Annotated in this window: 12 protein-coding genes; 4 read left to right on the forward strand and 8 right to left on the reverse strand. The window is 74.3% G+C overall.

What is annotated here, in order from left to right:
• The 5 genes from AOK09_RS24890 to AOK09_RS24910 all read right to left on the reverse strand — a co-directional run.
• A partial coding sequence (locus AOK09_RS24890) for an acyl-CoA carboxylase subunit beta (RefSeq protein WP_079063398.1) occupies nt 1-1,375 on the reverse strand: 1,375 nt, incomplete at its 3' end.
• 81 nt (nt 1,376-1,456) lie between these two features.
• Entirely contained in the window at nt 1,457-2,044 is a 588-nt protein-coding gene (locus AOK09_RS42455; protein ID WP_055589478.1) for a TetR/AcrR family transcriptional regulator, read from the reverse strand.
• Nucleotides 2,045-2,109: 65 nt separating this feature from the next.
• Nucleotides 2,110-2,796: an HAD family hydrolase gene (locus AOK09_RS24900; RefSeq protein ID WP_055589479.1), complete on the reverse strand. Its 687-nt coding sequence runs from the start codon at nt 2,794-2,796 to the stop codon at nt 2,110-2,112.
• The gene (locus AOK09_RS24905; protein ID WP_055589480.1) at nt 2,793-3,956 is read right to left on the reverse strand and encodes an acyl-CoA dehydrogenase family protein; all 1,164 of its coding nucleotides are present in this window, start codon (nt 3,954-3,956) and stop codon (nt 2,793-2,795) included. The genes AOK09_RS24900 and AOK09_RS24905 overlap by 4 nt, the downstream gene beginning before the upstream one ends.
• The gene (locus AOK09_RS24910) at nt 3,950-4,864 is read right to left on the reverse strand and encodes a ScbA/BarX family gamma-butyrolactone biosynthesis protein (protein ID WP_169797061.1); all 915 of its coding nucleotides are present in this window, start codon (nt 4,862-4,864) and stop codon (nt 3,950-3,952) included. The genes AOK09_RS24905 and AOK09_RS24910 overlap by 7 nt, the downstream gene beginning before the upstream one ends.
• Before the next feature lie 250 nt (nt 4,865-5,114).
• Here AOK09_RS24910 and AOK09_RS24915 point away from each other — a divergent pair, with 250 nt between their 5' ends.
• Nucleotides 5,115-5,768 carry a ScbR family autoregulator-binding transcription factor gene (locus AOK09_RS24915; protein WP_055589482.1) on the forward strand — a complete coding sequence of 218 codons (654 nt, stop codon included), beginning with the start codon at nt 5,115-5,117 and terminating at the stop codon, nt 5,766-5,768.
• Nucleotides 5,769-5,855: 87 nt separating this feature from the next.
• On the opposite strand, the gene AOK09_RS24920 is transcribed toward AOK09_RS24915, so the two are convergent.
• Nucleotides 5,856-7,139, reverse strand: coding sequence for an MFS transporter (locus AOK09_RS24920; protein WP_055589483.1), 1,284 nt, complete (start codon nt 7,137-7,139; stop codon nt 5,856-5,858).
• Nucleotides 7,140-7,202: 63 nt separating this feature from the next.
• On the opposite strand from AOK09_RS24920, the gene AOK09_RS24925 reads away from it, so the two are divergent.
• The 3 genes from AOK09_RS24925 (at nt 7,203) to AOK09_RS24935 (ending at nt 10,022) form a co-directional block, all read left to right on the forward strand.
• Entirely contained in the window at nt 7,203-8,150 is a 948-nt protein-coding gene (locus AOK09_RS24925) for a LysR family transcriptional regulator (RefSeq protein WP_407675434.1), read from the forward strand.
• A 136-nt stretch (nt 8,151-8,286) separates the two neighbouring features.
• Entirely contained in the window at nt 8,287-9,435 is a 1,149-nt protein-coding gene (locus AOK09_RS24930; RefSeq protein ID WP_055589484.1) for an adenosine deaminase, read from the forward strand.
• 158 nt (nt 9,436-9,593) lie between these two features.
• Nucleotides 9,594-10,022 carry a hypothetical protein gene (locus AOK09_RS24935; RefSeq protein ID WP_055589485.1) on the forward strand — a complete coding sequence of 143 codons (429 nt, stop codon included), beginning with the start codon at nt 9,594-9,596 and terminating at the stop codon, nt 10,020-10,022.
• Between the two features lie 43 nt (nt 10,023-10,065).
• Here AOK09_RS24935 and AOK09_RS24940 read toward each other — a convergent pair whose 3' ends face one another.
• Nucleotides 10,066-10,248, reverse strand: a complete 183-nt coding sequence (locus AOK09_RS24940; RefSeq protein WP_055589486.1) for a PspC domain-containing protein — start codon at nt 10,246-10,248, stop codon at nt 10,066-10,068.
• 173 nt (nt 10,249-10,421) lie between these two features.
• Nucleotides 10,422-10,937 carry a VanZ family protein gene (locus AOK09_RS24945; RefSeq protein ID WP_055589487.1) on the reverse strand — a complete coding sequence of 172 codons (516 nt, stop codon included), beginning with the start codon at nt 10,935-10,937 and terminating at the stop codon, nt 10,422-10,424.
• Nucleotides 10,938-10,997 lie beyond the last annotated feature (60 nt).

The raw sequence follows: 10,997 nt of genomic DNA on the forward strand, positions 1-10,997 counted from the left end.
CGGCGCCTTCGGCGCCCATGACGGCGATCTCGTTGGTGGGCCAGGCGTAGGAGAGGTCGGCGCCGACGGAGCGGGAGTCCATGACGATGTAGGCGCCGCCGTAGGCCTTGCGCAGGATCAGCTGGATCCGGGGCACGGTGGCGTTGCAGTAGGCGTACAGCAGCTTGGCACCGTGGCGGATGATGCCGCCGTGCTCCTGGTCGACACCGGGCAGGAAGCCGGGGACGTCCACCAGGGTGACCAGCGGGATGTTGAAGGCGTCGCACATCTGGACGAAGCGCGCGGCCTTCTCGGAAGCCTCGATGTCCAGCACCCCGGCCAGCGCCATCGGCTGGTTGGCGACCACGCCCACCACCTGTCCGCCCAGTCGTGCCAGCGCCACGATCACACTGACCGCCCAGCGTTCGTGGACCTCCATGAAGGTCGCGTCGTCGACGATCTCCTCGACCACGCTGCGCATGTCGTACGGGCGTCTGCTGTCGGCCGGCACCAGCTCCCCCACCGCCGGACAGCTGCGATGGGCCGGGTCGTCGGTGGGGACGACCGGTGGGGTCTCGCGGTTGTTCTGGGGGAGCAGGGAGAGGAGGTAGCGGACCTCTTCCAGGCAGGTGGTCTCGTCGTCGTAGGCGAAGTGGCAGACGCCGGAGACCTCGGCGTGGACGTCGGCGCCGCCCAGGCCGTTCTGGGAGATCTGTTCGCCGGTGACGGCTTTGACGACGTCGGGGCCGGTGATGAACATCTGGGAGGTGTCGCGGACCATGAAGACGAAGTCGGTCAGGGCGGGGGAGTAGGCGGCGCCGCCGGCGCAGGGGCCGAGCATGACGGAGATCTGGGGGATGACGCCGGAGGCGCGGGTGTTGCGCTGGAAGATGCCGCCGTAGCCGGCGAGGGCGGTGACGCCTTCCTGGATGCGGGCGCCGGCGCCGTCGTTGAGGGAGACCAGCGGTGCTCCGGCGGCGATGGCCATGTCCATGATCTTGTGGATCTTCTGGGCGTGGGCCTCACCCAGCGCACCGCCGAAGATCCGGAAGTCATGGGCGTAGACGAACACGGTCCGCCCGTGCACGGTGCCCCAGCCGGTCACCACACCATCGGTGTAGGGCTTCTTCGCCTCCAGCCCGAACCCCGTCGCCCGATGCCGCCGCAACGGCTCCACCTCACTGAACGACCCCTCGTCCAGCAACAGCCCGATCCGCTCCCGAGCCGTCAACTTCCCCTTCGCATGCTGCGCCTCGGTGGCGGCCGGCTCCGGGCCGTCGTGGACCAGCCTGCGGAGCGCGGCCAGTTCGCGGCTTCTGGAGCTGCTGTCGCCGTGGGGGCGGTGCGGTGGGCCGGCCGGTCGGGGTTGGACCGGCGTTTCCTGAACCGCGGTCATCTGAATCCTCCGTGGGACGGGTCCGGGGTTGGGCGTCCATCATGGCACAGTAAAAAACCTTCGAGAAGGTTTTCTTTTCGGTCAGCGGTCGAGTGCGCTCGGGTCCCGCGGGTCGTCCACCCTCAGGATGTGGGCCAGCGGGTGCCAGGCGCGGGTCAGATCGAGGGTGAAGCCGGCGCCCTCCGGGAGCAGGGCGGCGGCATGGGCGCCCAGGACGGCGGCCAGCAGCAGCCGGGCCACCGTCCCGGGAGGGCTCTGCGGGGAGGCGGTACCGGCGGCGACCGCGCGCCCTACCAGGTCTGCCGCCCGCCGCTCCGCCTCGCGCAGCACCCGCCAGGCGGAGGCCTCCACCGGCGCGCCCTCGGCCACCAGTCGGTACGCCGCGCGGGTCCGCGCGTCCCCCTGCAGAGTGGACGTCAGATGCAGTACCAGGGAACGCAGTTCGGCGACCGGGTCGTCCACCGGACCGGCGCCCCCGGCGACCGGCGGCAGGCGTCCGCCCTCCCGTACGACCGCCCTGGCGAGCTCCTCCTTGGAGGAGAAGTGGGCGTAGAGCGCCCCCTTGGTCACACCTGCGCGGACGGCCACCGCATGGAGCGCGGTGGCCGCGTACCCCTGGGCTGCGAACTCCTCGGCTGCCGCGTCCAGCACCCGCTCACGGGTGCGCATCGCCCTGTCCTGCACCGTCCACCACCCTGTCCTCCGCGGCCGGCGCATGCCGGCACAGGAAGATACTAACGGGAAGGTTTTTTACCGGGAGGGCGATCGGCCGGGAGCACCCGCCACCCACGCCGCTCCGCCTCCCGGACCAGTGGGGACGGTCCGCCGACCGCGACCGGGTGGCCGACCGCGGCGAGCATCGGCAGATCGCTGAGGTCGTCGCCGTACGCATGGCAGTCCGCGGCGCGCACCCCCAGCCGCTCCGCCGCACCGGCCACCGCCTCGGCCTTGGCCTCCCCGATCAGCGGCCGGGTGATCTCCCCGGTGAACCTGCCGTCGCCGCCCACCAGTTGCTCACTGCAGAGCAGCAGATCGGCCCCGAGCTCCTCCGCCAGCGGGACGAGCACCGCGGGGAAGGAGCCGGACACCAGCGCGACGGTGTCCCCGGCGGCCCGGTGCCGGCGCAGTGCCGTCACCCCCGGCCGCAGAAAGGGCGCCGGGCGGCCCCGGTAGGCCCGGTACCACTCCCGCCCGGCCCGGTGCAGCAGGGCCGGGCGCACCCCGGCGAACAGGCGGTAGTACTCCCGGTTGGCCACAGCCCGCGAGCGCCCGCCCGCCAGCAGCTCCCGGGCGGCGGCGGGGGCGGCGCCGCTGCCGCGCCGCGCCGCCCAGTACCGCCAGAAGTCCACCATGGTCCGGGTGCCGACGAGGGTCTCGTCCACGTCGAAGAACGCCACCCGTCCGCCGGCCGGCCCGGTCACCGCGCCTCCTCGGCCGCCTGCCCGCGGGCGGCCGCGACCGCGTAGACGGCGGCGGCGGTATCCAGGTCGAGCGCCGCATGACCGGACGCCGCAGTGACATCCCGCCATCTGCGCTGCAGCGGGTGCCCCTCGGTCTGGCAGCGGGCCCCGGCGCTGCGGAACAGCTGGTCGACCGCCCGGGCGCAGAGGTCCGCGGCCATGGCCAGATCACGGATGTTCTCCGCCGCCTCCAGCGGCAGGGCCCCCTGACCGGGCCGCACTCCGCGGTCCGCCCGGTCGGCCGCGTGGCCGACCAGCAGCTGCGCGGCATGGACCGCGGCCGAGGCCTGCGCCAGCGTCCGCTGTGCCGAGGGGGCCGCGGCCGCGGGCCGACCGTCCGCGCCCCGCTTGGCGCCCAGCACCGCCTGCCAGTCGCGCAGCGCGCCACGGGCCGCACCGGTGATCGGGGCGGCGAACTGCAGCGACGAGACCAGCTGGTGGGGGACGGAGTGGCACCGGGCGGCGCCCGGTCTGCCGATCCCCAGGTCGGCGACGGTGAAGGAGCGGTGACCGGGGACCGGGACGGCGTCGAGCTCGACGGTGTTGCTGCCGGTGCCGCGCAGTCCCAGGCTGCGCCAGGTGTCCAGCACCCGGCAGTCGCCGCCGGGCACCGCGACGAACCGCTGCTCCGGGGAGCGGGCAGGCGCACCCGGCAGGGCCAGCAGCATCCAGTCCGCGAAGTCGGCCCCGCTGACCAGGGTCCAGCGCCCACTGATCCGCCAGCCGCTCCCGTACGGGACGGCCTCCGCCTCCGGCGGGGAGACGGCGGCGGCGATCCGTACGTCGGGCGAGCCGCCCCACAGCTCCTGCTGCGCCCGGTGGGGGAGGTAGGCGGCCAGCCTGCCGTGGGCCGCGTAGAGCGAGGCGCACCACGCGGTGGCGGGGCAGACCTCGGCGACCTCGGCGACCGCGGCCGCCAGCGGCCCGAACCGGCCGGTGGTGCCGCCCCACCGGCGGGGGACGAAGTAGCGGGCGAAGCCCGCCTCCGCGATGGCTTCGGCCAGCTCCGGCGTCAGCCGGTGCTGCTGGTCGAGCAGCCGGACGGAGGATCTGGCGCAGTGGGCGAGCCGGGCGGCGCCCTCGCTCAGCGAGCGGGTTCTGGGCCGGTCGTCGGTCAGCATGCGGCACCCGCAGAGTGCTCGCCGCGGGTCGCCGGCGCAGGGCCGGCCAGTTCGGCCGACGCCACCACGCGGTCCGCCTGCACCGCGCTGAGCAGCACCGCGGCGGAGCCGGGTGCGCTGCGGGCGGTGATGTGCACCGGCAGATGCAGCTCGGCGAAGGACGCGAAGGCGACCCGGCCGCGCACCGGCGACCAGGGCGTGGCCGGCGGCTGTGCCGCCGCACCCGGGACGGCCAGCCCGGCGGCCTGGCGGAACGCCTCGACCAGCACGGTGCCGGGGATGTGATCGCAGGCGTGGTCGAAGAGCACCGGGTGGGAGCGGTCCGTACGCAGCAGCCAGCCGTCGCCGGGCGCATCGGGACGCCGGGCCAGCAGGACGTCCTGCTGCTGCAGGCAGCCGACGGCCTCCGGCGGCAGCGGCACCGGAGTGGCTGCCGGGACCGGGTCGGCGCTGGTGGTGGCGCCGCGGCGGCGGAGCAGCCCGTACGTGCGGGGCTCCAGGGCCTCCCAGCGCACGGATCCCCGGCCGCGGACCTGCCCGGCGACGTGCACGGTGGTCTCCATCGCCATCCGGAACCTGGCGGTGCCGCCGATCCGGGTCAGGGTGGTCTCCAGGACCGCGGTGCCGGCGCCGGGCTGGGCGGGCAGTGCGGCGGCGAAGTCCAGGTCGAACATCACAAAGGGGAATCCCTCGGGAACCCCGTGGAAGCGGTGCGACAGATGGATCGCGGCCTGCCGCACGGTCTCGACCAGCAGCAGGGGGTCGGTCCCCGTGGCCTCGGGGCGGTGGTGCAGCAGGTGGTTGCGCGGCCAGCGCACGGCGACCAGAAAGCTGTCGGGGCCGGTCCGGAGCGCGTCGGTGACCAGTACTTCGGCCGCGGAGGTCTTGTGGACCGAGGTGCGGGGCACCGCCGTGGCGAAGGACAGACCCGCGGCGGCCGGTAAGCCGGCCGGCGCGGATGGGGCGGGGTCGTGGTGCGGTAGCGCGGTGGAGCCTGTCGTACGCATCGTTGATCCCCCCTGTAAGGATGTGTGAGATCCCGACCCGGGCGGACCGCGCGGTGGCTGCGATCGCGGTCGGGGTGAGCAGAAATATACCTTCCGGAAGGTATATTGCACCAGTGCACCCTGAGCAGCCCGGACGACGAGGTGGAACCGCATGACACGACAGCAGCAGACGTCCTCCCACGAATGGGACAACCCCTCCCGCACCTCCGTCCCCACCCGGGAGCTCCAGCAGGACCGGGCGCTGCGCACCAGGGCCCTGGTGCTCAGGTGCGCCGGGGAGGTCTTCGCCGAACGCGGGTACAAGGCGACCTCGGTCGCCGACATCGCCGCCCGGGCCGGGGTCACCAAGGGCGCCGTGTACTTCCACTTCGCCAACAAGGAGGTGCTGGCCGTCGCGGTGGTCGAGGAGCACTACACCCGGTGGCCGGCCGTCCTGGAGGAGGTCCGCCTGCTCCGGCTGTCCGCTCTGGACACCATGCTGGCCCTGCTCGACCGCGCAGCCGAGGCCTTCCACAGCGACCCGGTGGTGCAGGGCGGCGCCCGGCTGCAGATCGAGCACGCGCTGATCGGCCTTCCGCTGCCCGTCCCCTACGTCGGGTGGATCGACCTGGTCGCCTCACTGCTGCGCGAGGCCCGGGACGGCGGCCAGCTGCGCCCCGGCGTCGTCCCCGAGGCCGCCGCCCGGGCCATCGTCACCGGCTTCTTCGGTATGCAGCACGCGTCGGCCACCCTCCACCAGCGGGCCGACCTGATCGAGCGCTGGCAGGAGATGCGGGCCCTCTTCGTGCATGCGATCAAGGCCTGACCGGCCGTGCATGCGATCAAGGCCTGACCGGCCGGCGCCACCGGCGGACCGGCGGCCCGTCCGGCGGCGCCCGGTCACAGGACCGGCTCAGCGGCCGGCGGCGACCGGGCCCGCGCTGCGGCGGTCGGCGAGGGCGCGGTGGGTGGCGTAGAGGGTGACGCCCGCGGCGGCGGCCACCGCGGTCAGACTGACCACCACGGTGCCCGGCCAGGCGGCGGAGTGGTAGGCGTCGGCCCCCACCGTGCCGCCGAGGCTGTTGCCCAGGTAGTAGGCGATCAGATAGAGCGCGGACGCCTGGGCGCGGCCGGTGGTGGCGGTGCGGCCGACGGAGGAGGAGGCCACGGCGTGCCCGGCGAAGAAACCGCCGGTGATCAGGACCAGCCCCAGCAGGGCGCAGAGGAGGTTGGCGGCCAGGCTCAGCAGCAGCCCCGCGGCGGTGGTGGCGATGGCGGCGTACAGGGCGCCGCGGCGGCCGAGACGTTCCACCAGCCGGCCCGCGGTGGCGGAGGTGACCGTGCCGACCAGGTAGACGGCGAAGATGGAGGCCGCCACCGGCTGGGGCAGCCCGAACGGCTCGGCGATCAGCCGGTAGCCGACGGTGTTGTAGACCGCGCCGAAGACGGCCATGAAGAGCGCGCCCAGTGCGTACAGCCGCACCAGTAGCGGGTTGCGCAGATGGCCGCCGACGGTGCGGGCCAGCGCGCGGGCGTCGACCGGGGAGCGGCGGAAGTTGCGCGCCGCCGGGATCAGCAGCCGGAAGGCGGCGGCGCAGGCCAGCGCCAGCACCGCGTTGGCGGCCAGGCCGCCCCGCCAGCCCCAGGCGGCGCCGGTCCAGCCGGTGAGCAGCCGGCCGCCCATGCCGCCGATGCTGTTGCCCGCCACGTACAGCCCCATCGCCCCGGCCAGCGCCGAGGGGTGGACCTCCTCGGCGAGGAAGGCCATCGCGGTGGCGGGAAGCCCCGCCAGGGCCGCGCCCTGGACGGCGCGCAGCACCACCAGGGTGGTGATGTCCGGGGCGAACGGCAGGGCGGTGCCGATCAGCGCGGCGGCGAAGACCGAGGCGGTCATCACGGCGGTGCGTCCGAACCGGTCGGACAGGGCGCTGGCCGGCAGCAGAGCCAGTGCCAGGCCCAGGGTGGCGGCGGAGGCCGTCCAGCTGGCCTGCCCGGGGGTGAGCCGCATGGCGTCGGAGATCAGCGGCAGCAGGCCCTGGGTGGAGTAGAGCAGCGCGAAGGTGGCGACACCGGCGGCGAAGAGGGCCAGATTGGCGCGGCGGAAGCCGGGCTCACCCACCCGGTGGCGGCGGTCGGCGAACGGGGAACGGGCGTCCGGCGGCGTGGTCGCGGACGCCCCGGTACTGGCGGCAGGCATGTCACGAACGTAGGACCGCCGGGGTATATGCGTCCAATGCATGTATGAGGGACGATCGATGCTGTGACGTATGAGCAGAGGCCACCGCTGGCCGAACTGGGTCCTGACGTTCCGGCGGCGGTGCTGGCCCCCCGCCTGGCGCAGTTTGCCGCCGTGGCCCGGCTGGAGCATGTGACCCGGGCCGCACAGCTGCTGGCGACGCCCCAGCCGACCCTGAGCCGGGCGGTGGCCCGGCTGGAGGAGGACCTGGGGGTGGCGCTGCTCGCCCGGCAGGGGCGCACCGTGCGGCTCACCCGGGCCGGGCGGGTGCTGCTGGAGTCGGCGGAGCGGGCGCTGGCGGAGCTGGAGCGGGGTGCGGAGGCGGCGCGGGCCGAGGCCGACCCGGAGGCGGGGCTGGTGGCGTTCGGCTTTCTGCACACCATGGGGTCGGACGCGGTGCCGGCGCTGCTGCGGGGCTTCCGTGCCGGGCATCCCCGGGTCCGCTTCCAGCTGGTGCAGGAGTACGTGGGGGCGATGCTGGGCCGGCTGCGGGCCGGGGAGCTCGACCTCTGCCTGGTGTCGCCGCTGCCCGACGCCCCCGACCTGGTGGCCCGGCCGCTGGACGAGCAGCGGCTCCATGTGGCCGTCCCCGCCGACCACCGGCTGGCGGCGCGCCGCCGGATCCGGCTGGCGGAGGTGGCGGACGAGCCGTTCGTCGCGGTGGAGCGGGGCTACGGGCTGCGTGTGCTGCTGGACTCCTTCTGCGCCGAGGCCGGCTTCACCCCCAGGGTCGCCTTCGAGGGTGAGGAGGTGGAGACCCTGCGCGGGCTGGTGGCGGCCGGGCTGGGCGTGGCCCTGCTGCCGCCCGCGCTGGTGCCGCGCCCGGGGGTGGTGGAGTTGGACGTCACCGCGCCGAGGACCCGCCGAGCCATCGGCCTGGCCTGGGTGGCGGGGCGTCCGGTGACCCGGCCGGTGGCGGCCTTCCGCGACTTCGTCCTCTCCCGCCGGGGCAGACTGCTGGACCACGACTGACCGCCTGACGGGGCCGCGGCTTCGGTGTGCGGTGCGGTCCACCCCGGCACCCCCGGAGGGGGCCACGCTGCTCCACCCGGGGACCGACACCGGCTCCGAGCACCGTTTCTACGCGCGTAGGCGCTATCGTTGGCCAATGGAGAACGAGACCGCCACCCACGCCGGCGCGACCCCGCGCACCCCCACCGCGGAGCAGATCCGCCGCGCCCCCAAGGTGCTGCTGCACGACCACCTCGACGGCGGTCTGCGGCCGCGGACCATCGTCGAGCTCGCCGCCGACTGCGGGTACCGGGACCTGCCCACCACCGACCCGGTGAAGCTGGGCGAGTGGTTCCGGGAGGCCGCCGACTCCGGGTCGCTGGAGCGGTACCTGGAGACCTTCGCCCACACCTGCGCCGTGATGCAGACCCGGGACGCACTGGTCCGGGTCGCCGCCGACTGCGCCGAGGACCTCGCCGCCGACGGCGTCGTCTACGCGGAGGTCCGCTATGCGCCCGAGCAGCACCTGGAGGCCGGCCTCAGCCTCGAGGAGGTGGTCGAGGCCGTCAACGACGGGTTCCGCCTGGGGGAGCAGCGGGCCCGCCAGGCCGGGCACCGGATCCGCGTCCGGGCCCTGCTCACCGCCATGCGGCACGCCGCCCGTTCGCTGGAGATCGCCGAGCTGGCCAACGCCTACCGCGACCGCGGGGTGGCGGGCTTCGACATCGCCGGTGCCGAGGCGGGCCACCCGCCCACCCGTCACCTGGACGCCTTCGAGTACCTCAAGCGGGAGAACAACCACTTCACCATCCACGCCGGCGAGGCGTTCGGACTGCCCTCCATCTGGCAGGCGCTCCAGTGGTGCGGTGCGGACCGGCTCGGCCACGGGGTGCGCATCATCGACGACATCGAGACGGCCGGCGACGGCTCGGTGAAGCTCGGCCGGCTGGCCGCGTACGTCCGCGACCGGCGGATCCCGCTGGAGATGTGCCCCACCTCCAACCTGCAGACCGGTGCCGCCGACTCCTACGCCGAGCACCCCATCGGGCTGCTGCGCCGGCTGCACTTCCGGGTCACCGTCAACACCGACAACCGGCTGATGAGCGGCACCAGCATGAGCCGGGAGTTCGAGCACCTGGTCGGCGCCTTCGGCTACACCCTGGACGACATGCAGTGGTTCACGGTCAACGCCATGAAGTCCGCGTTCCTGCCGTTCGACGAGCGGCTGGCGATGATCAACGACGTGATCAAGCCCGGGTACGCGGAGCTGAAGGCCGAGTGGCTGTTCGGCGGACCGTCATCCTGACTGATCGTCATACTGTGTTCCCCGTTCGGCTTTTATTGCGCCGAGCGGGGGACGCCGTTTGTGGCGCGCCGCCCCGGATCACTACGGTGGGTGCCCCACAGCACACGCCGCGTAGCCGGATGCCGGTGCGTGCACGCGACGATCACCAAGGGAAATCCATGAAGAAGGCCGTCCTCAGGTCCGCAGGCACCGCAGCGCTCGGAGTGGTCTTCGCGGCCGCGGCCGCCGGTACCGCCTCCGCCGCTCCCGCGCTCCCCGACCCCCTCGGCGGCATCGGCCTCGCCGGCGCGTCCCAGAACCTGCCGCTGGCCGGGCCGCTCACCCAGACCGTCGGCGCCCTCAACCCGGCCACCGGTGCCCGCGTCGTGGCCCAGGGCGTGCACACCGTGGAGCCGACGCTCAGCGGTGTCGCCGACGCGGCGGACCACCTCGCGTCCAACAGCGGGCAGCGGCAGATGCCGGTCGCCACCACCCGCGCCATGGGCCCCGGCGGGGTCAACCTCACGCCGACCTCGCACGGCAACAGCTTCGGTGGCCCGCTCGGCCAGGTCCTCGGCCTGCTCGGCACCGGCAGCCTGCTGGGCTGACCACGCACCCCGAGGGCCGCCCCCGCGAAGGGGGCGGCCCTTGTCACGGCTCCTGGGGAAGCAGCAGCCAGAGCGCCAGGTAGAGCAGGAACTGCGGGCCCGGCAGCAGGCAGGACAGCAGGAAGATCGCGCGGACGGTCCACGGGGTGAGGCCGAACCGCTCGGCGATCCCGGCGCAGACGCCTGCGATGACACGGTTGTGGCGGGGGCGGGCGAGGGTGGTCATGACGCTCTCCTTGGGACGTTCCGGCCGGACCCTCCGGCCCGGTTCGTCGGATTCGATCCTCCGCCGCGGCCGCCCTCCGGACATCGGTCCCGAAGCCGATCCGGCACCCCCGGAACTCCCGGGGCCGGTCGGGGCCGGAACTCAGGGACCTCTCGGGGTCCCCGTCCGGGGTCTCAGCGCACGCCCGGCGTGGGAGCCACCTCGTACGATGCCGGGCCCGCGGCGCCGCGGACACCCGGCGCGGGCTGCCGGCGCGGCGGAGCGGAGGCGGCCGGACGGCGCGGCCGGTGACGCATCCACGCCCGGGCGGCCGGGACCACGGCGAGATGCGCCAGGGTCACACCCAGCAGGTTCAGCAGGATGTCGTCGACGTCCAGGACATGGCCGGGGACGTAGTTCTGCACGAACTCCAGGCCGGTGGAGAGCAGCGCCGCAGCGCCCACGGTACGCAGCAGCGACGGCAGCCAGCCCGCGCCCACCCGGCCGCCGGCCAGCGGCAGCAGCACCCCGAGCGGGGCCATCAGCAGCACCCCGACGGCGAGGTGGCGGTAGTCGGCGGCACCCCCGGCGGCCAGTGCGCGGTGGATCGAGGCCAGCGGATGCAGATTGGCGTCGTAGACCCAGTCCACCGGCAGCGGGCGGAGCGCGAACCAGCCCACCAGAGCCAGATGGACCGCGAGCCGCGACACCCCGGTGTCACGACCACTGCGGGTCGCCGGGGTGCTGCGGCTCGCGGTCCATCTGGCTCT

This window comes from Peterkaempfera griseoplana (assembly GCF_001418575.1).
GTDB classification, from domain to species: Bacteria; Actinomycetota; Actinomycetes; order Streptomycetales; family Streptomycetaceae; genus Peterkaempfera; species Peterkaempfera griseoplana.